The organism is Variovorax sp. ISS6 (assembly GCF_056523145.1).
This window is the reverse complement of record NZ_JAWRZC010000002.1, coordinates 287,322-312,487: the sequence shown is the minus strand read 5'-3', so window position 1 is coordinate 312,487 and position 25,166 is coordinate 287,322. Positions and strand designations below refer to the sequence as shown.

14 protein-coding genes (1 of these 14 only partly in view) are annotated in these 25,166 nt (G+C 70.2%); 5 read left to right on the top strand and 9 right to left on the bottom strand.

Features of this window, described 5'->3' with window-relative positions; all coding sequences use genetic code 11:
- Positions 1-6: 6 nt before the first annotated feature.
- Complete coding sequence (locus tag AC1HIL_RS33105) at positions 7-3,930, top strand: amidase family protein (RefSeq protein WP_479669088.1); 3,924 nt, start codon at positions 7-9, stop codon at positions 3,928-3,930.
- A gap of 17 nt (positions 3,931-3,947) precedes the next feature.
- Here the strand turns inward: AC1HIL_RS33105 and AC1HIL_RS33100 are convergent, their stop codons facing one another.
- The gene (locus AC1HIL_RS33100; protein WP_057591873.1) at positions 3,948-4,130 is read right to left on the bottom strand and encodes a hypothetical protein; all 183 of its coding nucleotides are present in this window, start codon (positions 4,128-4,130) and stop codon (positions 3,948-3,950) included.
- A gap of 322 nt (positions 4,131-4,452) precedes the next feature.
- Positions 4,453-5,205: an SDR family oxidoreductase gene (locus AC1HIL_RS33095; protein WP_479669089.1), complete on the bottom strand. Its 753-nt coding sequence runs from the start codon at positions 5,203-5,205 to the stop codon at positions 4,453-4,455.
- Positions 5,206-5,306: 101 nt separating this feature from the next.
- Here AC1HIL_RS33095 and AC1HIL_RS33090 point away from each other — a divergent pair, with 101 nt between their 5' ends.
- Complete coding sequence (locus tag AC1HIL_RS33090) at positions 5,307-6,233, top strand: AraC family transcriptional regulator (RefSeq protein ID WP_479669090.1); 927 nt, start codon at positions 5,307-5,309, stop codon at positions 6,231-6,233.
- A 9-nt stretch (positions 6,234-6,242) separates the two neighbouring features.
- On the opposite strand, the gene AC1HIL_RS33085 is transcribed toward AC1HIL_RS33090, so the two are convergent.
- From AC1HIL_RS33085 to AC1HIL_RS33055, 7 genes are read right to left on the bottom strand one after another with little or no spacing between them, the layout of a single operon-like run.
- Positions 6,243-7,379 (bottom strand): PrpF domain-containing protein, encoded by a 1,137-nt coding sequence (locus AC1HIL_RS33085; RefSeq protein WP_479669091.1) that lies wholly within the window; start codon positions 7,377-7,379, stop codon positions 6,243-6,245.
- 3 nt (positions 7,380-7,382) lie between these two features.
- Positions 7,383-8,381, bottom strand: coding sequence for a Bug family tripartite tricarboxylate transporter substrate binding protein (locus AC1HIL_RS33080; RefSeq protein WP_422099208.1), 999 nt, complete (start codon positions 8,379-8,381; stop codon positions 7,383-7,385).
- Between the two features lie 41 nt (positions 8,382-8,422).
- Positions 8,423-9,604, bottom strand: coding sequence for a PrpF domain-containing protein (locus AC1HIL_RS33075; RefSeq protein WP_479669092.1), 1,182 nt, complete (start codon positions 9,602-9,604; stop codon positions 8,423-8,425).
- A gap of 4 nt (positions 9,605-9,608) precedes the next feature.
- On the bottom strand, positions 9,609-10,592 hold the full coding sequence (locus AC1HIL_RS33070; RefSeq protein WP_057591879.1) for a Bug family tripartite tricarboxylate transporter substrate binding protein: 984 nt from the start codon (positions 10,590-10,592) through the stop codon (positions 9,609-9,611).
- A 19-nt stretch (positions 10,593-10,611) separates the two neighbouring features.
- A complete protein-coding gene (gene leuD, locus AC1HIL_RS33065) occupies positions 10,612-11,238 on the bottom strand; it encodes a 3-isopropylmalate dehydratase small subunit (RefSeq protein ID WP_479669093.1) in 627 nt (208 codons plus the stop codon).
- Between the two features lie 2 nt (positions 11,239-11,240).
- Positions 11,241-12,659, bottom strand: coding sequence for a 3-isopropylmalate dehydratase large subunit (gene leuC, locus AC1HIL_RS33060; protein ID WP_479669094.1), 1,419 nt, complete (start codon positions 12,657-12,659; stop codon positions 11,241-11,243).
- Positions 12,660-12,664: 5 nt separating this feature from the next.
- Positions 12,665-13,528, bottom strand: coding sequence for an isocitrate lyase/PEP mutase family protein (locus AC1HIL_RS33055; protein ID WP_261210584.1), 864 nt, complete (start codon positions 13,526-13,528; stop codon positions 12,665-12,667).
- A 135-nt stretch (positions 13,529-13,663) separates the two neighbouring features.
- Here AC1HIL_RS33055 and AC1HIL_RS33050 point away from each other — a divergent pair, with 135 nt between their 5' ends.
- From AC1HIL_RS33050 to AC1HIL_RS33040, 3 genes are all read left to right on the top strand, one after another.
- A complete protein-coding gene (locus AC1HIL_RS33050; protein ID WP_296735709.1) occupies positions 13,664-14,467 on the top strand; it encodes a GntR family transcriptional regulator in 804 nt (267 codons plus the stop codon).
- Between the two features lie 453 nt (positions 14,468-14,920).
- Positions 14,921-15,082: a hypothetical protein gene (locus tag AC1HIL_RS33045; RefSeq protein ID WP_479669095.1), complete on the top strand. Its 162-nt coding sequence runs from the start codon at positions 14,921-14,923 to the stop codon at positions 15,080-15,082.
- Positions 15,083-15,185: 103 nt separating this feature from the next.
- Positions 15,186-25,166: the start of an Ig-like domain-containing protein gene (locus tag AC1HIL_RS33040; RefSeq protein ID WP_479669096.1), read on the top strand. 38,748 nt of this gene lie beyond the right edge of the window; the window shows 9,981 of its 48,729 coding nt (coding positions 1-9,981); its start codon is at positions 15,186-15,188; its stop codon lies off the right edge, out of view.

Sequence of the window (25,166 nt, the reverse complement as noted above, 5' to 3'; positions counted from 1 at the left end):
ACCCACATGACACCCGGTCTTCATACGGCGCCTCGGCGCCCGCGTCTTCGTCTCGCGCTCTGCGGGCTGATCGTGCTCGCACAGCTCGCGCCACCCGCGATCGCGCAGGGCACCGTCGACCCCGCGGCTGCACCGCCAGCGCAGCTCGAGCAGGGCCGCGTCTGGTCGGTGCGCGTGCCCTATGCGTCGCGCGAGGACATCCAGCGCCTGTCGCGCTGGATCGATCACATGCGGGTCGACAAGGTCGGCAACACCATCGCGACGGAACTCGACACGCGCGGTGTCGAACGGCTGCGCGGCATGGGCTACGCGGTCGAGATCGACGTGGAAGGCTCCGAGCGGATTCTCGGCTTCCAGCGCCAGCGGCAGCGGCAGCAACTGTTGAAGCTCGGCAAGCCCGGCGATCCGCCGTTCGGCGGCAATGCCGCCTGCTACCGCACGGTCGAGCAGGCCAACCTCGACATCGACGCGCTGGCCGCGCGCTATCCGAAGCTGGTCCGTGTCGCGCCCGTGGGACAGACCTGGGTGCAGACGCAGCTGCTGTCGTTTCGCAACGTGCTGATCAAGTACCTGCCACAGAGCGTCGTCAGCCTGATCGACTTCGACCTGCTGCCCGACAGCAAGGGCAATCCGTTGCGCGCCGTCGTCATCGGCAACCAGGATCGCATCCAGGAGAGGACCGTGCCGCGCATGGTGACCACCTCGTCGATCCATGCACGCGAGTACACGCCGGCCGAGATCTCCACGCGCTTCACCGAATGGCTCGTGAAGAACCATGGCATCGATCCCACGGCCACCTGGCTGCTCGACCACAACGAGTTCCACTTCATCCTGCATGCGAATCCCGATGGCCGCAAGCTCGCGGAGCAGGCCGTGCCGCAGGGTTTCGGCTCGGGATGGCGCAAGAACGTCAATCTCGCGGACGGCTATTGCAAGGCACCCGACGATCCGCTCATGTCCCAGTTCATGGGCCCCATCGAATCGGGCGTGGACCTGAACCGCAATTTCCCGTTCGGCTGGAACAGCACCAAGGGCGCGGGATCCAGCGGCGATGCCTGCGATGCGACCTTCCGCGGCACCTCCGCCGCGTCGGAGCCCGAGACCGCCGCCATCGTCAGGTACGTCGCGGGCACGCGCCAGCAGGACGGCAACTTCACGGGCGGCCTGCTGCGCGACCGAAGGACGGCCGCGGCCAACGACTTCGCGACCGGCGCGCCCGGCGACTACGAGGGCCTGTACATCGACATCCACAGCTTCTCGCAGCTGGTGCTGTGGCCATGGGGCATTCGGCGCGAGTCGCTGCGCGGCGACTCCAAGACGGCGAACGACGACGGCATGGCGGCCTTCGCCCAGCGCCTCGCCTGGTACAACGGCTACGCCGCCACGCAGATCATCGACTACGACACCGACGGCACGACCACCGACACCTTCTATGGCGAGCTCGGCGCGCCTTCGTTCACGATCGAGCTCGGCACCTCGTTCTACGAGCCCTGCGAGGAGTTCGAGAAGAACACCTTCCCGAAGAACGTGGCCTCGCTGCGCTATGCGGCCCGCACGCTGAAGGCGCCCTACCAGCTTCCGCTGGGGCCGGACGCCGCCGACATCCAGCTGTCGGCGGCAACGGTCCGTCAGGGCGAGTCGGTCACGCTGACCGCGACGATCGACGACGACCGGTACCTCTACGAACAGGGCGACAGCAGGCTGCCGGTCACCCGGCACGACCCGCAGCCCATCCAGGCCGCCAACGCCTACATCAACACGCTGCCCTGGGACGGCGCGGCCCGGGCGATCCCGCTGCGCGCCACCGCCGACACGGCCTTCGGCGCGGGGCCCAGGGTCAAGGTGTCGGGCGTGATCGACACCTCGGCCTTCATGCCGGGCAAGCACCTGCTCTACGTGCAGGGCATCAACCAGAAGGGCAGGGCCGGGCCGCCCGACGCGATCTTCCTCGAGGTGCGGCCAAGGATGCGCCGCAACCCTGCCCGCCCGGGCAGCCCGCGGCCTGAGGGCCGGCGTTCCGTTCCAGACACAGGGAGTCCTCATGCCGATCCAACCCGCGATCCTTGCGCGGCGCGCGTGCGCGCTGCTTCTTCCTTGCCTCTTGCTCAGCGCCTGCGGCGGTGGCGATGGAGGCAGCACCCGCATCCTGCCGGCAGTCATCGGGCCCGGCACCGGAACCATCGCGCCGGTGATCCCGCCGGGCACCGATGCGAACTGCAAGCCCTGAGGTCGCGGCCACATGCCACGGCCCTCGCCTCGTTTCCCCACGATCCACAAGGAGTGAAAGTGAAGAATGATGTTCGTCCGCGCCGCGTCGTGTCGGCCGCGAGGATCGGTTGCGTGCTGCTCTGCGGCCTCGTGCTCTGGGCATGCGGCGGTGGCGATGGCGCCAGGGTCGCGCCGTTCGCCGCGGCGCCGCCTGCAACGACCGACGGCACCGGCGTCGAACCCGCGGTGCCCATCGCTCCGGTCGGCCCCGCCGTGGTCCCGCCCTCGCTCGAAGGCATCGAGTACGCCGACATCGCGGGCCTCGCGGAGAAGGCGGCGCAGGGCGCCACTTCGCGCGACATGGTGGCCTACCTGCTGAAGCGCGTCGACATGCTCGACAAGCGCGGGCCCACCCTCAACGCCGTCATCGAACTCAATCCCGATGCGCTGGCCATCGCCGACCAGCGCGACGCGGAGCGCGCGAGCGGCAAGTCGCGCGGCCCGCTGCACGGCATCCCGCTGTTCCTCAAGGACAACATCGACACCGGCGACCGGATGCAGACCACGGCGGGATCGTTGGCCATGGTGGGACAGCCCGCGGCCAGCGATGCCTTCGTCGCCAGCCGGCTGCGCGATGCCGGCGCGATCATCCTTGGCAAGACGAACCTCAGCGAATGGGCGGGTTATCGCGACGGGGCCTTGTTCCCTGGCTGGAGCGGACGGGGCGGGCAGACGTCGAATCCGCATGTGCTCGACCAGAGTCCCTGCGGGTCGAGCACGGGCTCGGCCGTGGTGGTGGCCGCGGGCTTCGCGCCCCTCGCGGTCGGCACCGAAACCGAGGGTTCGATCCTGTGCCCGGCCGGAATGAACGGCATCGTCGGGATCCGGCCCACGCTCGGCCTGGTCAGCAGGGACGGCATCGTTCCGCTCGCGAGCACGCAGGACACGGCGGGGCCCATGGCACGCACGGTGCGCGACGCGGCGATCCTGCTGTCGGCGATGGCGGCCAGCGATCCGAAGGACGGGGCCACCGCCGATGCGCGCACCCACGCAGTGGACTACACGCAGTTCCTGCGGCCCGATGGGCTCGCGGGCAGGCGCGTCGGCTATCCCTCGGTCTTCCTCTCGGGCTACGGCGAGATCCTCTTTCCGGAGCTCCCGAAGGTCATCGACGCCATGCGAAGCGCCGGCGCCATCATGGTGGCGGTGGACCTGCCCGACGAATCCGGGCCCGAGGAAACGACACTGCTGTCGTACTACTTCGGCCGGGAACTCAATACCTACCTCGCCACCCGGCGCGGCATTCCCGTCAAGACCATCGAGGAACTCCAGGCCTTCAACAAGACCGCGCCCCTCGATCCCGAGGGCAAGCCCTATCCGCAGCGATCGATCGACGAGGCTGTCCAGTTGCTGAAGGCCGACGAGGCCGTCTACGAACGCAAGGCGCGGGAGCAGAAGGCGCGCGTCGCGGCCGAGATCGACCGCGTGCTGCAGGCCAACAACGTGGACGCCATCCTCACGCCGGCGCCCAGCGGTGCGATGGCCGGCTACCCCGGCATCTCGGTGCCCACCGGAATGAGCAGCCGCGGCACGCCGACCTGGATCTACCTCATCGGCACGCGCTGGAGCGAACCGAAGCTGCTGTCGATCGCCTACGGCTTCGAGCAGGCCACGAAGGCACGGCGCAATCCGCAGTTCCTGAAGACCCCGCCGCCGAATTGAGCGCGGGCCGGACCGTCTCAGTCCGCTGCCAGCAGCAGTTCCAGCGCGGTGACGACCGCCGCGGCGAACAGGCAGAGCCCGCTGCCGATGCGCAGTGCCTTGACGTCGCGTTGCTCGCATCCATCGCGTTTCGCCGCCCAGGCGGCATAGCCGATGCCCGCCGCGAGCACCAGCCCCATCCAGCCGCCGGCGCCGATCACCGGGCACCTCGCCGATGCGCGCAAGCCCGCGACGGCCGCAGGCGATAGCCGAGCCGCACGAGGCCGGGCGTGACCGCGATGCAGCGAAAGAGGAAGGGGCGTGGCATCGGCTGCGCGTGCAGCGTTCGATGCAGGGTCCGCAGGACCCGAAGGAGTTCGGCCATGGCAACACCTCGACAAGGTTGCAGGGCCGTCCCTCGGTGTGCGTCAGCGCCGAAGTCGTCCTCGGCGAGTCTCGATGCACGATGCATGGAGCGCGCCGAGGATAGCAGCCGCTTGCGCGATGCCTCGCGAATCGGCCTGTGCGCCGAACGGGTATGGCTCAGCGCGCCTCGGCCGCCCATGCGACGGCATCGGCGCCGGCCGGGATGCGCATCGGCGCCGCGGGATCGGTGGCCGCGCGCCACACGGCCTCGGCGACGTCGAGCGCATGGGTGGTCGGGGCGGACGTGTCCTGGAATTCCGCGAAGACTTTCCGCGCGAGCTCCGCATAGTCCTCGTGATCGAAGCCCGCCATGTTCGGCCGCGCGTTGTCGCCGAAGCGCGTCTCGGGCGAGCGGCCCGGCAGCACCAGCCGCAGCCGCACGCCCAGCGGCTCGAGCTCGATCGCCATCGACTCGGTGAAGGCATCGACGGCCATCTTGCTCGCGCGGTAGGCCGCGATCAGCGGCAGCGCCTTCAGCGTCACGCTCGAGGTGACGTTGACCACCACGCCCGCGCGGCGCTGCCTGAACTGGGGCAGCACCGCCTGCATCAGCGCGAGGGTGCCGAAGGTGTTGGTCTCGAAGAGCTGGCGCACGGTGGCCAGCGGCGTGAGCTCGGCCGGCGAGGCCGCGCCGAAGCCCGCGTTGTTGACGAGCACGTCGATGGGGCCGGCTTCTTCCACGGCGCGCTCGATGCTTCGTTGATCGGTGACGTCGAGCGCGAGCACGCGCAGGCGCGGCGATGCGGGCAGCAGGTCGGTGCGCGGGGTGCGCATGGTCGCGACGACCTGCCAGTCGCGCTCGAGGAAGTAGCGCGCGGTTTCGAGGCCGAAGCCCGAGGAGCAGCCGGTGATGAGAACGGTCCGGGTCATGGAGATCCTTGAGAAGGGGAGTGATCGATGCCTGACGATAGGTCGCCGGGTCCGGACTTGCTACGATCCCGAGTCCGAGTCTCATCAGGAATCGTCCGAACATGGTGGATCCCCTGGCCGAAGTGGTCATGCTGCTGCGGCCGAGCGCGCGCTTCTCCAAGCGCGTGTTCGGCGCCAGTCCCTGGCGCATCGAGCGCTCCGATGCGGGCGAACCCTTCTACTGCGTGATCCTCGAGGGCGGCTGCCACCTCGCGGTCGACCGGGGCGAAGCGCTCGAGCTGCAATCGGGCGACTTCGTGCTGGTGCCCGCCGCCCGGCACATCGCGCTCTCCAGCCTCGAGCCGCCACCGCCGGGCGTGCAAACCGCGCCGCCGGTGCCGCTGGGCAACGGCGAATTCAGGGTCGGCGATGCACGGGGTGCGATCGACCTGCGCATGCTCGCGGGCCACTGCAGCTTCGATTCGCCCGATGCCTCGCTGCTGGTGTCGCTGCTGCCGCAGTTCGTGCATGTGCGCGGCGAGGAGCGGCTCGCGATGCTGGTGCAGTTCGTGCGCGAGGAGTCGCACGAGCAGCGGCCCGCGCGCGAGCCCGTGCTGGCGCGGCTGCTGGAACTGCTGCTGATCGAGGCGCTGCGCTCCACCAGCGGAACCAACGCCTCGTCGGGACTGGCGCGCGGCCTCGCCGAGCCACGCCTCGCTGCCGCGATCCGCGCGATGCACCAGCGTCCGGCGCACGACTGGACGGTGGCCGAACTCGCGCACGAAGCCGCGCTCTCGCGCTCGACCTTCTTCGAGCGCTTCGGCCGCACGGTCGGCGTGGCGCCGATGGAATACCTGCTGGCCTGGCGCATGGCGCTCGCGAAGGACCTGCTGCGGCGCAACGCGGGCAGCGTGGCCGAGATCGCACAGCGCGTGGGCTACAACGCCGCGAACACCTTCAGCAGCGCGTTCGCGCGGCACGTCGGGCTGCCGCCGACGCGGTATGCGCGCGAGCACGCGGGCCTCGCGCAGCTGCCGGACGGCGCCTGAGCACGGCGTTCACGCCGTTTCGGCCGGCACGTAGACCACGCCCTCCATCAAGCGCCGCGCCGTGCGCTGAAGGCCCAGCGCCGTGAACCGCGGCTGCGCCGCACCGCGCTGCGCGACGACCTTGACCGCCATCACGCCCAGCGGATGGCCGATGCGCAGCACCTCGCCACGCAGTCGGTCGCCCGCGGCCGCATGGACCAGCGTGCCCGGAACGCGCGAGGCCGCCGCGGTGCAGATCGACCCCGTGCCCGCCATGCTGTCGTGGCACTTGCCGAGGAACACGAGGCGCGCGCGCAGGTCGCTGTCCTCGCACCCGGCCGGCGCCACGATCACGGCCAGCGGCAGGCCCGGCAGATGCACGTCGCGCCAATGCGCGTAGAGCCCGATGCGCTCGCCGGCCCTGGCCTGGATCTCGCCGATGGTCTCGATGAGCGCGCGGTCGCCGCCGATCGCGGGCGGCATCTCGTCGCCGTGGAGCCCGAGCGACTCGGCCGCGATGAAGACGCAGGGCGTGGCCGCATCGACGATCGAGACCCGCACCTCGCGTCCGTCCTCCAGCGCGATCGCATCGACCGGCTGGCCTGTCGGCAACAGGCGGCCCGTCTTGGCACCGAGCGTGTCGGTGTAGTCCATGAGGATCTCGGCCCCGGTACCCGGCACGCCCGCGATGGCGCAGTCGCCCGTCACGCGGGCCTTGCTGTTGCGCACCTGCACGCGCGCGACCAGCACGGTGCCCGTGTTCGTGTTGTGGATGCGCACCACGGTCAGCGGCTCGACCGCCTCGACCAGCCCCTCGTCGACCGCGAACGGCCCCACGGCCGAGGAGATGTTGCCGCAGTTGGCGTCGTAGCCGATCAGGTCGCGCTCCACGTCGCACTGCGCGAAGGTGTAGTCGACATCGGCATCGGGCCGCGTCGACGGACCGATCAGCGCCACCTTCGACGTGACCAGCCGCGAGCCGCCCATGCCGTCGATCTGCAGCGGGTCGGGCGTGCCCATGGCGCGCTTGAGGAAGGCGTCGCGCGCCGGGCCCGGCGGCGGCACGTGGCGCAGGTGGAAGAACAGCGCCTTGCTGGTGCCGCCGCGCATCAGCACGCAGGGCACGCCATGCTGTTCGCCGAAGGTGCTCGAATCGTCATGCACCATGGCTCACTCCGGCGTGACGCCCGCGGCGCGCGCGGCCTCGCCCCACTTGCGGTTCTCGGCCACCAGGAAGGCCTTGAGCTGCTCGGGCGATCCGCCCTCGAGTTCGCTGCCCGAGGTCTCGGCCGAGCGGATCACGTCGGGGCGGCGCTGCGCCTGGAGCAGCGCCTTGTTGAGTTTCTCGACCACGGCGGGCGGCGTGGCGGCCGGGGCCAGCACGGCGGTCCACGACGCGACCTCGAAGCCCGGATAGCCCTGCTCGGCGATGGTGGGAACCTGCGGCAGCTCCTTGTAGCGGCCCTTGCTCGACACGCCCAGCACCTTGAGCTTGCCCTGGCGCACCTGCGGCAGCACCAGCCCGCCCGCGTCCATCATCACGTCGATCTGGCTGCCGATGAGGTCGGTGAGCGCGGCCGACGAGCCCTTGTAGGGCACGTGCACGATGTCGGCGCCGGCCGCCTTCTTGAGCATCTCCATCGCGAGGTTGGCCGTGATGCCGCGCCCGCCCGAGCCGTAGTTGAGCTTGCCCGGATGGGCCTTGGCATAGGCCACGAGGTCGGCCAGCGTGTTGAACGGCGACGCGGCGGGCACCACCACGTAGAGCCGGCCCACGCCGTTGAGCATGACGGGCGCGAAGTCCTTGACCGGGTCGTAGCCGGGCTTGGCATAGATCGAGGGATTGATGGCCAGCTGGCCCGAGGTGCCCAGCAGCAGCGTGTAGCCGTCGGGTGCCGCGTTGCGCACGTCCTGCGCGCCAAGGATGCCGTTGGCCCCGGCCTTGTTGTCGACGAACACCGGCTTGCCGAGGATGTCCGCGAGCGCGATCGACAGGGCGCGCGCGCCGGTGTCCACGGTCTGTCCGGGTGGATAGCCGACGACGATGCGGATCGGCCGCGAGGGATAGGTGTCGCCCTGCGCCCATGCGAACGAGGGAGCAAGCGAGGCGGCGGTGGCCGCGGCCGCGCACTGCCCGAGGAAGCGGCGGCGGGAGGAATCGGTATGCATGAAGTCTCCTTTGGAATGTTGTTGGGGGAATCGACGAGGGCTCAGGCCGGGTCCAGCACCGACCGCGGCACCCAGGCCGTGCCGTCCATCAGGCGGCGTGCCGTGCGCGCGAAGCCCAGCGCCTCGAAGGCCAATGGCCGCGAAGCCTCGCAGCGCCCCTGCACGTCGACGCGCATCGCGCCGAGCGGATGGCCGATGTGCAGGCTGTCGGGCACGACGCGTGCGTCGATGCCGCGCGCCGCCGCATACACCACCGAGCCCTCGACGCTCGCGCAGGCGGCGGTGCAGATCGCGCCCGTGCCCGCCATGCTCTCGTGGCAACGGCCGTAGAACACCAGCCGCGCGCACAGGTCGACCTGCGCGGCCGTCACGGCGCGGCCCTGCGCATCGGCATAGGCGGTGGGCGGCGCGACGATCACGACCAGCGGCAGCGCGGGCGACACGCTGTCGGCCTCGCGCCAGTGGTCGCACAGGCCGAGCAGGGCGGCCGCGCGCGCACGCAGGGCCTTCAAGGTCGACAGCAGCGCGGCATCGGCATCGATCGCGTTCGGCAGCTCGGTGCCCGAGAGACCCAGGGCATCGGCCGCGACGAAGACGCAGGGATTGCCGACGTCGCAGAGGCTGACCTCGAAGCGCCGCCCATCGTCGAGCGCGATCTCGTCGCGCGCGCGGCCCGTGGGCATGCCGCGGCCGGTCTTGGCGCCGATGGTGGCGCGGTAGTCCATGAAGATCCGCGCGCCGGTGCCGGGCACGCCGGGAATCGCGAAGTCGCCGCGCACGCGCGCATGGCCGTCGGCCACGGGCACATGCGCCACCAGCAGCTTGCCGGTGTTCGTGTTGTGGATGCGCACGCGCGCCACCGGGCCTTCGGCGGGCACCAGCCCCGCATCGATCGCGAACGGCCCCACGCCCGCCGAGATGTTGCCGCAGTTGCTCGTGAAGACCACGCGGCCCTCGCCCGGCGGCACGATGCCGTAGGTGTAGTCCACGTCGGCCTCGGGATGCGTGGGTGGCCCGACGATCGCGAGCTTGGCCGTGACCAGCCGCGAGCCGCCGAGGCCGTCGATCTGCAGCAGGTCGTGCGCGCCGAGCAGCGCCATCAGCAGGCGGTCGCGCCGCGCGCCCGCGGGCGGCAGGTCGGCGGCGTTGAAGTAGAGGCCCTTGCTGGTGCCGCCGCGCAGCACGGTGCACGCCACGCCGACCTGTTCGCCCATGACTTGCATCGCCTCAGTCCTCGAGCGGGAAGCGCTTGACCAGCGCAGCGAGGCGCGCATCGTCCTCGCGGATCATGGTCTCGAAGTCGGCCGGGCTCGTGAAGGCCGGCTCCGCCCCCGCGACCGCCAGCGCCTCGCGCACATGGGCGTCCTTGCCGGCTTCGCGCGTGGCATCGGCGATGGCGCGCGCGATCGCGCTCGGCGTTCCCTTGGGCGCGAACACGCCGTACCAGGTCACCGAATAGGAGTCGGGCCAGCCGGCCTCGAGGCTGGTCGGCACCTCGGGCAGCGCCTGCGCGCGCCGTTCGCCGTTGGTCACGAGGATGCGCACGCGCCCGGCCTTGTGCAGCGGCATCGCGGCCGTGATGCCGGTGAAGGCCATCGTGAGATTGCCCGAGACCAGGTCGCCCACGATCGGCGAGGTGCCCTTGTAGTTGACGACCGCGAGGTCGCGCAGCTGGTAGTCGGCCGCGAACTTCTGCGCCCGCACCTTGGAGCTGTTCTCGCCGCTGCCCGCGTTGCAGGGCCTGGTGCGGCAATGGGCGATGAGCTCGGGCAGGGTCTTGAAGGGCAGGGTGGCCGTCATCACCAGCGCGGTCGGCGAGGTCGCCACCGCGGTCACGGGCGTGAGCCGGGTCACGGGGTCGATCGCTTTGAGGCTGCGCTGGTACTTCATCAGCAGCAGCGAAGGCACCTGAAACAGCAGCGTGTAGCCGTCGGGCGCGGCCTCGATCACGCGCCGGGTGCCGATCAGGCCGTCGGCGCCGCCGAGGTTCTCGACCAGCACCGGCTGCTTCCACAGCACCGACAGCCGGCTCGCGACGGCGCGCGCGGTGGCGTCGGTGCCGCCGCCGGGGTTGTAGGGCACGACCAGCGTGACCGGGCGTTGCGGCGCCCAGGCGGTCTGGGCCTGGGCCGAGGCGGCGCCGAGGCCGCAGGCCGCGCAGAGCGCGGGCAGCCAGCGGCGCGACAGCGAGCGAAGGGATGTGTCGAACATGAGAGGCGGTCTCCGGTGGTCAGGATTGCGGCACGGCAGCCGCCGGCCAGGCCCAGGGGCGGGCCGCGCGGTCGCGCGCCTGCCAGGCATCGACGGCGCCGCGCAGCTTGAGCGTGCGGCCGATGTCGTCCAGCCCTTCGAGCAGGGCTTCGCGGCGCAGCGGATCGACCTCGAAGGGCAGTTCGGCGCCGTCGGGCAGCGTGATGCATTGCGTGCGCAGGTCGACCTGCCACGGCCCCTCGGCGGTGCAGGCCGCATGGGCGCGCGCCAGCTCGGAGGGCGCGAGGCGGATCGGCAGCACGCCGTTCTGGAAGCAGTTGGCATGGAAGATGTCGCCGAAGCTCTCGGCGATCACGCAGCGGATGCCGCGCGCCAGCAGCGCCCACACGGCGCCCTCGCGCGACGATCCGCAGCCGAAGTTGCGGCCGGCCACCAGGATGGGGGCCTCGCGCCAGCGCGGCTGGTTGAGCACGAAGTCGGGGTCTTCGCTGCCGTCGGCGCGAAAGCGCAGGGCCTCGAAGGCCCACGGGCCGAGCGCGCCGCGCGCGAGGCTGGTGAGGCGCTCGATGCGCACGATCAGGTCGGTGTCGACGTTGTCGATGGAAAGCGGCGCCGCGGCGCCGCGCAGGAGGGTGAAGGGCTGCATGCTCAGAGGCTCCGTGGATCGGCGATGACGCCGGCCAGCGCGGCCGCGACGGCGCTGGCCGGGCTGGCGAGGTGGGTGCGCGCGCCCGGTCCCTGGCGGCCGACGAAGTTGCGGTTCGAGGTCGAGACCACGCGCTCACCCGGTGCCGCCTGCTCGCCATTGGCGGCCACGCACATGCTGCAGCCCGGCTCGCGCCATTCGAAACCGGCTTCGCGGAACAGCCGATCCAGGCCTTCGCGTTCGGCCGCGCGCTTGACGTTCTCCGAGCCCGGCACCACCCAGGCCCGCACATGCGAGGCCACGCGACGGCCGCGCAGCAGGGCCGCGGCCTCGCGCAGGTCCGAGAGCCGGGAGTTGGTGCACGAGCCGATGAACACGCGGTCCACGCGCTGGCCCTGCAGCGGCGCGCCGGCCGCGAGCCCCATGTAGTCGAGCGCGCCCTGCCAGGCCTGGCGCTGCGAGGCGTCGGTGGCATCGGCGGGATCGGGGATGCGCGCGTCGATGGCGATCGCATGCTCCGGGCTCGTGCCCCAGGTCAGCGTGGGCGCCACGGCGCTCGCGTCGATCCGCGCTTCGCGCGCGTAGACCGCGCCGGGGTCGCTCGGGAGGCTGCGCCAATACGCAACCGCTTCGTCGAAGCGTGCCTCGGGTGGCGCGAAGTCGCGGCCGCGCAGATAGGCCTCGGTCTTCGCGTCGGGCGCCACCATGCCGATGCGCGCGCCCAGTTCGATCGAGAGATTGCACAGCGTCATGCGCTGCTCGATCTCCATCGCGCGCACGGCTTCGCCGGCGTACTCCACCGCGAAGCCGGTGCCCGCGCTGGCGCCGAGCCTGGCGATCATCGCGAGCGCGAGATCCTTGGCGCCCACGCCCGCGCCCGGCAGCCCGTCGAAGTAAACGCGCAGGGTGCGCGGCCGGCGCAGCACCAGCGTCTGGCTCGCGAGCGCATGCGTGACCTCGGACGAACCCACGCCGAAGGCGATCGCACCGAGGGCGCCATTGGTGCAGGTGTGGCTGTCGCCGCAGATCAGCGTCATGCCGGGCTGCACGATGCCGAGTTCCGGCCCCATCACATGCACGATGCCCTGGCCGGGCTGGCCCAGGTCGAACAGGCGGATGCCCGCGCCGCGCGTCAGCAGCTTGAGGCCCTGGTACAGATGTACGCCGCCCGCGAAGCTCTGGCCGGTGCGGCCCGGCGCGCTCGAGACGGCATGGTCGGGCGTGGCGAAGGCCAGCTCGGGATTGCGCACCGGCAGGCCGCGCTCGGCCAGCTCGCGCAGGCCGGCGGTGCCCGAGAGGTCGTGCAGCAGGTGGCGGTCGATGTGCAGCAGGTCCCAGCCGTCGGGCAGGGGCTGGACCACGTGCGCGTCCCAGACCTTGTCGAACAGCGTGCGCGGCGCGGTGGCGGAGGGTGTCGTCATGGCCGTCATTCCGCCGCCTGGAAACGCGTGCGCAGCGCATCCCACTCCGCGGCGCCCAGGCGCCGGAAGCGCTCGGCCACGCCGGGCGCATGCGCCGAGCTCGGCGGCTGGCCCGTGCTGCGCAGGGCCGACAGCGCCTGTTCGCAGGCCGAGGCCGCGGCGCCGATCAGCAGGCTCGGCAGGATCGCGAGGCGATAGCCCATCTGCTGCGCCGTCGCGAGGTCGAGGTCGGGCGTCTTGCCACCGCGCACGATGTTGAGCAGGCACGGGCCCTCGACCCGCCGCGGGATCGCGGCCAGTTCCTCCATCGACTGCGCGGCCTCGACGAACACCATGTCGGCACCGGCGGCCAGCGCCTCGCGCGCGCGTTCCACCGCCTCGTCGAGCCCGAGCATCGCGCGCGCATCGGTGCGCGCGATCACCAGGAAGGCCGGGTCGTGCCGGGCGGCGAGGGCGGCGCGGATCTTGGCGACGAACTGGTCGCGCGGAATCACCTCCTTGCCGTCGAGGTGGCCGCAGCGCTTGGGCGCCACCTGGTCCTCGATGTGAAGCCCGGCCACCCCGCGCATCTCGTACTCGCGCACGGTGCGCGTCACGTTGAGCTCGTTGCCGTAGCCGGTGTCGGCATCGGCGATGACCGGCACGCCGACCGAGCGCGCCAGCACGCCCGCGGCCTCGGCCATCTCGTTCATCGACAGCAGGCCGTAGTCGGGAAAGCCGCGCGCGGCCGAGGCGCCGGCGCCGGTCATGTAGACGCAGGCGAAGCCGGCCGCCTCGACCATCTTCGCGGTCATGCCGTCATAGGCGCCGGGGGCGACGACGAGTTCGGGACGGGAGAGCAGCTGGCGCAGGTCGTGGGCGGTGGTCATGGAACAGGGCATCGAAGTGATTTGGTGATGACATCATAATACTATAACCTTTCGACGTTGTTAGGGTATGCCTGAATGGGCGGGCACAATCGGCCGAACGCGCGGGCGGCCCGCGCGGCCGAAGCACTGCTCTCCATGGACACACCGAACCCTTCCCAACTGCGCCGCGAACCCGGCACCGCGCTGCACCGGCAGCTCTTCATGGTGCTGCGCGACCAGATCGCCCGGGGCGCCTACGGCGTGGGCGAACTCATCCCGGCCGAGGACGCGCTGTGCGCCCAGTTCGACGTCTCGCGAATCACCGTGCGGCGCGCCGTGTCGGACCTGGAGCACCTGGGGCTGGTCGAGAAGCGGCCGGGCCGCGGCACCTTCGTGCGCGCCGTGCCGCGCGCGCAGCGCCCGCAGCCCTCGTTCGGCCTGATCGAATCGCTGGGCCGGCAGGCGCGCGAGACCGAAGTGACCGTGCTCAAGGTCGAGACCGCGCCGGCGCCGGCGACGGTGGCGCAGCAGTTGCAGCTGGAGGCGGGCGCGGTCGCCGTTCACGCCGTGCGGCTGCGTTCGGCGCACGGTACGCCGATGATGGTCACCGATGCTTGGGTGCCGCAGGAGGTGGGGCGCAACGTGACCGCCACCGAGTTGCAGAAGCGCGCCCTGTTCGAGATCCTGATGGCCGAGGGCATCAAGTTCGGTCGCGTGATCCAGGAGGTGACCGCCGTCGCGGCCGACCCCGTGCTCGCCGGCCTCCTGCGCGTGGACCTCGGCGCGCCGCTGGTGCGCCTGGTGCGGCTGCTGCACGACCGGCGCAAGCGGCCGGTGCAGCACATCACCATCCATTTCACGGGCGAGCGCAGCCGTGTGCTGATGGAAGTGCCGGCGGAGGCGGTGAACACGATGGGGGCGGGGCAGATCGTGCATGACCTGGAGTTGCCGCCGGGCTGAGGTGCCCCGGTCCAGGACGGCGCGCGCGAGGCCTTTGGACCTCAAAGGAATGCGCAAGTACGCGCGCCCCGATCTCATCGCCATCGCGCCGCCGGCGACCCACTCTGGAATTCCGTGGGGGCATCCGACACTTCGCTCATTCTTGTGTAACGGTGCCCTGGCGCCCGTCGCCGAAATCACGCCGACACTGGAGTCACTTTCCATTACTCGGCATCGTCAGCCTCCGCTCAGCGAGGCCTTGGCCGGAGCGCGGCACCTCCACCGGGTGCTTCTGTCATCTTCGGCAACAGCATGCAACCGCACAAAAACTGGCAGGTTGGCCGCCTAGCCCGACCAGTCACGGTCTGCACTGCCTAGTGCAGAAATGCGGTTTCGTCTATCGCCGGACGGCGCGCTTTCACACTTAACAAATTGTTAAGAACTGTCTTTCCAAGCCTCGCCACGCCCTCTTAAATGCGCCTCTTCGACCGGCTGGCGCGGGCCTTCGTCCGCGCGCATCGCTTCAAACCTGGTGTAGGTGTTTGGAATGACAAGTCCGATTCGTGCTCTTCGCATGCCATCGCCGCGGCGCCCGCGGCGTGCCTGGTCCAGGAACACGACGCGACGCCGGCCTGAACCGCCGCCGGTGGCCATCCGCCGCGCGGCATCCGCCTTCCCCGCCCCGGCACCGCACCCCGCGTGCGCGCGCCGCGCCACTCCCTCCAGCCCGATCTGAACCATGGCCAGAAAGACTCCCCGTCCCGGCAAGCGCTCCGTGCGCCCCGCGCCGCCGGCACCGTCCGATTCGCGCTTCGGCCTGCGGGCCATGGCGCTCGAGGCGCGCTACATGTTCGATGCCGCGGCGGTCGCCACCGGCGCGGAGGTGCTGGCGCAGCAGGCCGCCACCCAGCAGGCCGAGGCGGCGCTCGCCGACGCGGCGCGGCAGGCCGATCACGCGCCGCCGCCCGCGGCCGTGCCGCCGGGCCATGAGGCCCCCGCGGGCGAGGCGCCCGCCGTGGGCTCGGCCGCGCCCACCGAGCCGGCCGGCGGCCGCACCGCCGAGCTGCATGCCGACGCCGGTCCCGCGCACGCGGGCGGTGCGCCCTGGGGCGACGCGGGGCACGGCGCCAGCCTGGCCGATGCGCTGGCGGGCATGCAGGCGCCGCAGGAGCGCGGCGGCGCGCAGATCGTGTTCATCGATGGCGGCGTGGAGAACGCCGCCACGCTGCTCGCGGGCATCGATCCCTCGGCCGAGGTCGTGTTCCTCGACCGCAACAGCGACGGCCTGGCGCAGATCGAGCAGGCGCTGCGGGGGCGCACCGACATCGGCGCGATCCACATCCTCTCGCACGGCGACCCGGGCGAGATCCGGCTGGGCAACGCGGTCTACGACAACGCGGCGCTCTCGGAGCGCGCGGCCGATCTCGCGGCCATCGGCGCGGCGCTGGGCGAGGACGGCGACATCCTGCTCTACGGCTGCGAGACCGCCGAGGGGGTGGTCGGCCAGCAGTTCGCCAACAGCCTGGCCCGCCTCACCGGCGCCGACGTGGCGGCCTCCGACGACGTGACCGGCGCGGCGCGCCTGGGCGGCGACTGGAACCTCGAATACCGCGTCGGCCAGGTCGACACCGCGGTGGCGGTGGACGAACGCACGCAGGCCTTGTTCGACGGCACGCTCGACGCGGTGGCCAACACCGGCGCGGGCGCGGTGCTCGGCGTCTACGGCCGCGACATCGTGAGCATCGACGTCGCCACCGGCCGCGCCACCGTCATCACCTCGGTGCCCACCTCGGTCGGCGGCGTGCAGGTCGGCGGCACGGTCAACGCGCTGTCGCTCAACGCGGCGGCCGGGCTCATCTACTACTTCGACGGCGCCTCCACCAGTTCGCGCGCGCTGTTCGCCTACGACTACATCAACAACACCCACATCCTGATCGACTCCGACATCACGGATGCCGGCAGCGTGGTGGTGGCCGGCTCGCAGGGCGTGAGCGGCGGCGGCGCGGCCTTCGCCAACGGCACCATGTACCTGGGGGTGGAGAACGTGACCGGCGCCAACAGCGCCGACCGCATCTACCGGCTCAACTTCTCGACCGACGGCCGCACGATCACCGGCACCTCGGTGCTGGTCAGCGCGGTCTCGGGCGGCGCCGACTGGGGCGACCTCGCGATCGACACCGCCAACAACGCGCTGATCAGCGTGGGCAACAACGACAGCAACAACGGCAACGGCCGTTCGTTCGTGCGCTACGACCTCACGAGCGGCGCGCAGCTCACCAACGTGAGCTATTCCGCCAGCTCGATCCAGCTCGCGACCGCCTCCAACGGCAACCTCTATGCGCTGGGCGGCACCTCGATCCAGAACATCAACCCGCTGACCGGTGCGGTGATCTCCACGCTGAGCGTGACCACCGACGGCTCGACCGCCATCGGCGGCTCGGTGGCCGACGGCGCGGGCGCGGTACCGGCCACCGGTGTGATCGGCGACCGCATCTTCGACGACAACAACGGCGACGGCGCCTTCGGCAGCGGCGACAGCGGCATCGGCAACGTCACGGTGCAGCTGGTGGACGACGTCAACGGGAACGGCGTGGCCGACAGCGGCGAGCGCGTGCTGGCCACCGACACCACCGATGCCGGCGGCAACTACCGCTTCACCGGCGTGCTGCCCGGCGCCTACGTGGTGCGCGTGACCGACACCAACAACGTGCTGGGCGGCAGCGCGCCGCTCAACGGCGCGGCGGCGCGCGCGGTCTCGCTGGCCACCATCGGCGCGAGCGACCTGACGCTGGACTTCGCCTATGCGAAGAACCCGCCGATCATCGACCTGAACTCCAACATCCCGACCACCGACGTGGCGGTCAACGGCGGCTTCACCGGCGGCGGCACGGGCTGGACCTCGAGCGGCTCGACCACCTTCAGCAACGACCGCGCGCAGTGGACCTCGGACGTCACCAACGGCGCGCTCACGCAGTCGGGCTACACCGGCCTGCAGTTCGGCCCCGGCATCAACGGCGCGGCGCAGGTGGTGTTCGGCTTCAGCTGGAACAACAACGGCCTGCTGGGCATCGGCGACTCCAACGTCTCGGGCGTCTTCACCATCAGCGTGGGCGGCGTGGTCTACGCCACCATCACCACCGGCCGGTCGGGCTCGAACATCGCGACCGTCGAGTACTTCAACGGCGCCTCGGGCCCCAACAGCACCATCGCGGTCAGCACGCAGGGCACCTTCAGCTTCACCGACGTCACCATCAACCTGCCGAGCTCGGTGGCCAACAACGGCGCGTTGACCTTCAACTACGCGCCGGGCGGCGCGCTGCTGGTGGCGGCCGACGACGTGGCGATCGACAACGTGCGCGTGCTGACCTACACCGACGCCACGCCGGGGCGCGACTGGAGCGGCACCTTCACCGAGGACGGCACGGCGGTGTCGATCGCGAACCCGGCCGTCACCATCGTCGACAGCGACTCGGCCAACATGCTGTCGGCGCAGATCGTGCTGACCAACGGCCAGGCCGGCGACCTGATGCGCATCGGCGGCACCGCGCTCGCGAACGGCTCCACCGGCACCGTCAACGGCGTGACCTACACGGTGAGCGTGGCGGGCGGCGTCACCACCATCAACCTCAGCGGCTCGGCCACCAAGGCGGTCTATGCCAGCCTGATCCAGTCGATCACCTTCGAGAACACCAGCCAGAACCCCAGCGGCTCGCCGGTGCGCGACATCACGGTGACCGTGAGCGACGGCGCGTTCAACTCGAACACGGCCCACACGCTGATCACGGTGGTGCCGGTCAACGACGCGCCGGTGCTCGCCACCGGCTCGACCGTGAGCTACACCGAGAACGGCGCGGGCACCGCGGTCAACGGCGCGATCACCGTCGCCGACGTGGACAACACCACGCTGGCCAGTGCCACCGTGGCGATCAGCGGCAACTTCGTGGCCGGCCAGGACGTGCTGGCCTTCACCAACGTGCCCGCCACCATGGGCAACATCGCGGCCAGCTACAACGCCGCCACCGGCGTGCTCACGCTGAGCTCGGCCGGCAACACGGCCACGCTGGCCCAGTGGCAGGCCGCGCTGCGCGCGGTGCAGTACTCGAACAGCAGCGACAACCCCTCGACCGCGGCGCGCACGGTGAGCTTCACCGTCAACGACAGCGCGGCCAACTCGAACACCGTGGCCTCGACGGTCAACGTGATCGCGGTCAACGACGCGCCCACGCTCGCCACCGGTTCGACGCTCAACTACACCGAGAACGGCGCGGCCGCCGCGATCAACGGCGCCATCGTCGTCGCCGACCTCGACAACACCACGCTGGCGAGCGCCACCGTGGCGATCAGCGGCAACTTCGTGGCCGGCCAGGACGTGCTGGCCTTCACCAACGTGCCCGCCACCATGGGCAACATCACGGCCAGCTACAACGCCGCCACCGGCGTGCTCACGCTGAACTCGGCCGGCAACACGGCCACCGTGGCCCAGTGGCAGGCCGCGCTGCGCGCGGTTCAATATTCCAACACCTCGGAGGACCCCTCGTCGCTGGTGCGCACCGTGAGCTACACGGTCAACGACGCGGCCGCCAACTCCAACACCGTGAGCTCGACGATCAACGTCGCGCCGGTCAACGATGCGCCGGTCAACACCCTGCCGGCCGGCTTCACCACCAACGAGGACACCACCGTCGGCCTGACCGGCCTGCAGGTCAGCGACGTGGACGCGGGCAGCGGCAATGTGCGCGTCACCTTGAGCGTCCCCACCGGCTCGCTCACCGCGACCACCGGCAGCGGCGTCACGGTCACCGGCAGCGGCACCGGCACGCTGGTGCTCGAGGGCTCGCTGACGAGCATCAACGCCTACCTCGCGAGTGCCTCGCGGCCCAGCTACGTGCCGGCCGCCAACGCCAATGGCAGCGTGACGCTGACGATGACCACGAGCGACCTGGGCAACACCGGCTCCGGAGGCGCGCTCACCGACATCGACACCGCCACCATCACGATCAACTCGGTGGCCGACGCGCCTTCGGGCACCGACCGCACGGTCACGTTCAACGAGGACGGCACCTATACCTTCTCTGCCGCCGACTTCCCGATCACCGACGCCAACGACAGCCCGCCCAACACGCTGCAGTCGGTGATCATCACCACGCTGCCGCCGGCTTCGCAGGGCGTGCTGCGGCTCAATGGCGTGGCGGTCACGGCGGGGCAGAGCATTCCGGTGGGCAGCCTGGGTCTGCTGACCTTCACGCCGGCCGCCAACATCAACGGCAACGGCCTGGGCAGCTTCACCTTCCAGGTCGTCGACAACGGCAGCACCGCCAACGGCGGGGTGAACACCGACCCGACACCGAATACCTTCAGCTTCAACATCACGGCCGTCAACGACGCGCCCGTGGGCAGCCCCGACACCAACACCATCGCCGAGGACACGAGCGCCACCGGCAATGTGCTGACCAACGACAGCGACGTGGATGGCGACACGCTGAGCGTGACGCAGTTCGTGGTCAACGGCAGCACCTACACGGCGGGGCAGACCGCCACCATCAACGGTGTCGGCACGCTGGTGATCAACGCCAACGGCAGCTACACCTTCACGCCCGCGGCCAACTACAACGGTTCGCCGCCGGTGGTGACCTACACCGTGAGCGACGGCACGGCCACGGCGACTTCGACACTGACCCTGACGGTCACGGCGGTCAACGACGCACCCGTCAACACGCTGCCCGCGAACTTCACGACCAACGAAGACACCACGGTCGGGCTGACCGGACTGCAGGTCAGCGATGTGGATGCCGGCACGGGCAATGTGCGTGTGACCTTGAGCGTACCCACCGGCTCGCTGACCGCGACCACCGGCAGCGGCGTCACGGTCACCGGCAGCGGCACCGGCACGCTGGTGCTCGAAGGCTCGCTCGCGAGCATCAACGCCTATCTGGCGAGCGCCTCGCGTCCGAACTACGTGCCGGTTGCCAACGCCAATGGCAGCGTGACGCTGACCATGACCACGAGCGACCTGGGCAACACCGGCTCGGGCGGCGCGCTCACCGACATCGACACCGCCACTATCACGATCAATTCGGTGGCCGATGCGCCCTCGGGCGCCGACCGCACGGTCACGATCAACGAGGACGGAACCTACACCTTCTCGGTCGCCGACTTCCCGATCACCGACGCCAACGACAGCCCGCCCAACACCTTGCAGTCGGTGATCATCACCACGCTGCCGCCGGCTTCGCAGGGCGTGCTGCGGCTCAATGGCGTGGCGGTCACGGCAGGGCAGAGCATTCCGGTGGGCAGCCTGGGTCTGCTGACCTTCACGCCGGCCGCCAACATCAACGGCAACGGCCTGGGCAGCTTCACCTTCCAGGTGGTCGACAACGGCAGCACCGCCAACGGCGGCGTGAACACCGACCCCACGCCGAATACTTTCAATTTCAACATCACGGCGGTCAACGACGCGCCCGTCGGCAGCCCCGACACCAACGCCATCGCCGAGGACACGAGCGCCACCGGCAATGTGCTGACCAACGACAGCGACGTGGATGGCGACACGCTCAGCGTGACGCAGTTCGTGGTCAACGGCACGACCTATACGGCGGGGCAGACGGCCAACATCGCGGGCGTCGGCACGCTGACCATCGCGGCCAACGGTGCCTATACCTTCACGCCGGTCGCCAACTACAACGGTTCGCCGCCGGTCGTGACCTACACCGTGAGCGACGGCACGGCCACCGCGACTTCGACACTCACCCTGACGGTCACGGCCGTCAACGATGCGCCGGTCAACACGCTGCCCGCGAACTTCACGACCAACGAAGACACGACGGTCGGGCTGACCGGACTGCAGATCAGCGATGTGGATGCCGGCACGGGCAATGTGCGCGTCACCTTGAGCGTGCCCACCGGTTCGCTGACAGCGACGACCGGCAGCGGCGTCACGGTCACCGGCAGCGGATCGGGCACGCTGGTGCTCGAAGGCTCGCAGGCCGCCATCAACGCCTACCTCGCGAGCGCTGCGCGGCCGAACTACGTGCCGGTGGCCAATGCCAACGGCACGGTCACCCTGACGATGACCACGAGCGACCTGGGCAACACCGGCTCGGGCGGTGCGCTCACCGACATCGACACCGCGACCATCACGATCAACTCGGTGGCCGATGCGCCCTCGGGCGCCGACCGCACGGTCACGATCAACGAGGACGGAACCTACACCTTCTCGGTCGCCGACTTCCCGATCACCGACGCCAACGACAGCCCGCCCAACACCTTGCAGTCGGTGATCATCACCACGCTGCCGCCGGCTTCGCAGGGCGTGCTGCGGCTCAATGGCGTGGCGGTCACGGCAGGGCAGAGCATTCCGGTGGGCAGCCTCGGCCTGCTGACCTTCACGCCGACGGCCAACATCAACGGCAACGGGCTCGGCAGCTTCACCTTCCAGGTGGTCGACAGCGGCAGCACCGCCAACGGCGGCGTGAACACCGACCCGACGCCGAATACCTTCAACTTCAACATCACGGCGGTCAACGACACGCCGGTCGCGAGCAACGACACGCTCGCCGCCACCGAGGACACGCCGCTGACCATTCCGGCGGCCACGCTGCTGGGCAACGACACCGATGCCGATGGCGACACGCTGACCATCACCAGTGTGCAGGGCGCGGTCAACGGCACGGTGAGCCTGGTCGGCGGCAATGTCGTGTTCACGCCCGCTGCCAACTTCAACGGCGCCGCGAGCTTCACCTACACAGTGAGCGACGGCAACGGCGGCACCTCGACCGCCACCGTGACGGTCAATGTCGCGGCGGTCAACGACGCGCCGGTGGCCACGAACGACGTGGCGAGCACGCCGATCAACACGCCGCTGGCCAACATCCCGGTGCTCGCGAACGACACCGACGTCGACGGCGATGCGCTCACGGTCACCAGTGCCGCGCTCACGAACCCGGCGCAGGGCACGGTCACGGTCAATCCGAACGGCACGCTGAACTTCACGCCCGCCAACAACGTGACGGGCACGGTGGTCATCAACTACACCGTGAGCGACGGCAACGGCGGCACCGCCAGCGCGACGCTCACGGTCAACGTCGGCTCGAACACGCCGCCGAACAGCGCCAACGCCGTGGTCGCGGGCACCGAGGACACCACGGTCACGCTGGCCCAGTCGAACTTCTTCTTCAGCGACGCCGACGCCGGCCAGAGCCTCGCGGCGGTGCGCATCGACACGCTGCCGGCCAACGGCAGCCTGCGGCTCAACGGCGTGCCGGTGACCGCGGGCCAGGTGATCAGCGTCGCCGACATCGCGAGCGGTGCGCTGAGCTTCGTGCCGGCCGCCAACGGCAACGGCGCCACCTACGCGAGCTTCGACTTCTCGGTGCAGGACAGCGCGGGCGCCTTCGACACCACGCCGAACACCATCACCTTCAACATCGCCGCGGTCAACGACGCGCCGCAGGCGAATGCCGACAGCAACACCATCGCCGAGGACACGACCGCCACCGGCAACGTGCTGACCAACGACAGCGACGTGGACGGCGACACGCTGAGCGTGACCCAGTTCGTGGTCAACGGCACCACCTACACGGCCGGCCAGACCGCCACCATCGCGGGCGTGGGCACCTTGACCATCGCGGCCAACGGCGCCTACACCTTCTCGCCGGCCGCCAACTACAACGGCCCGGTGCCGGTGGCGACCTACACCGTGAGCGACGGCAGCGCGAGCGCCACCGCGACCCTGACGCTGAACGTGACGCCGGTCGACGATCCCTTCACCGACGCCGACGAGAACGTCAGCGTGAACGAGGACACCACGCTGACCGGCTCGGTGCTGAGCGGCACCACCAGCGTCGACGGCCCGGTGACCGTGACCGGCTTCAGCATCGCCGGCGATGCCACCGCCTACAGCGCGGGCCAGACCGCCAACATCGCGGGCGTGGGCACGCTGACGATCAACGCCAACGGCAGCTATACCTTCACGCCGGCGCCCAACTACAACGGCCCGGTGCCTGTGGTCACCTACACGATGACCGATGGCTCGAGCGGCGACACCTCGACGCTCACTATCACGGTGAATTCGGTGGACGATCCGTTCACCGATGCCGACGAGACGGTCAGCACCAACGAGGACACGGTGCTGACCGGTTCGGTCCTCACCGGAACCTCGAGCGTCGACGGGCCGGTCACGGTCACGCGCTTCAGCATCGCGGGCATCGCCGGCAGCTTCACCGCCGGCCAGACCGCCAACATCGCCGGTGTCGGCACGCTGGTGATCAACGCCAATGGTGCTTACACCTTCACGCCGGCCGCGAACTACAACGGTCCGGTGCCCGTCGTCACCTACACGATGACCGATGGGTCGAGCGGCGATACCTCGACGCTCACGATCACCGTCACGCCGGTCGATGACCCGTTCACCGACGCCGACGAAACCGTCAGCACCGACGAAGACACGACGCTGACTGGTTCCGTGCTCACGGGCACGACCAGCGTCGACGGCCCGGTCACGGTCACCGGCTTCAGCGTCGCGGGCATTGCCGGCAGCTTCACGGCAGGGCAGACCGCGAACATCGCGGGTATCGGCACGCTGGTGATCAATGCCAATGGTGCTTACACCTTCACGCCGGCCGCCAACTACAACGGCCCGGTGCCCGTCGTCACCTACACGATGACCGACGGCTCGAGCGGCGACACGTCGACGCTCACGATTTCGGTGACGCCGGTCGATGACCCGTTCACCGACGACAACGAAACTGTCAGCACCAACGAGGACACGACGCTGACCGGTTCCGTGCTCACGGGTACGACCAGCGTCGACGGCCCCGTCACAGTCACCGGCTTCAGCATCGCTGGCATCGCGGGCAGCTTCACGGCCGGCCAGACCGCGAACATCGCGGGTATCGGCACGCTGGTCATCAACGCCAACGGCTCGTACACCTTCACGCCGGCCGCGAACTACAACGGCCCGGTGCCCGTCGTCACCTACACGATGACCGACGGCTCGAGCGGCGACACCTCGACGCTCACCATCTCGGTCACCCCGGTCGACGACCCGTTCACCGACGACAACGAAACCGTCAGCACCAACGAGGACACGACGCTGACCGGTTCCGTGCTCACGGGCACGACCAGCGTCGACGGCCCCGTCACGGTCACGGGCTTCAGTGTCGCAGGCATCGCCAGCAGCTTCGCGGCGGGGCAGACGGCGAACATCACGGGCGTCGGCACGCTGGTGATCAACGCCAACGGCAGCTACACCTTCACCCCGGCCGCCAACTACAACGGCCCGGTGCCCGTCGTCACCTACACGATGACCGACGGCTCGAGCGGCGACACGTCGACGCTCACGATCACGGTCGATCCCGTGGACGATCCGTTCACCGACGCCGACGAGAACGTCAGCGTGAACGAGGACACGACGCTGACCGGCTCGGTGCTGACCGGCACCACCAGCGTCGACGGCCCGGTCACGGTCACGAGCTTCACGCTCGCGGGCGACGCGACGACCTACCTCGCGGGCCAGACCGCGAACATCGCCGGCGTCGGCACGCTGACGATCAACGCCAACGGCAGCTACACCTTCACGCCCGCGCCCAACTACAACGGCCCGGTGCCGGTGGTCAGCTACAGCATGACCGACGGGTCGAGCGGCGACACCTCGACGCTCACGATCACGGTCAATCCGGTGGACGATCCGTTCACCGACGCCGACGAAACCGTCAGCACCAAC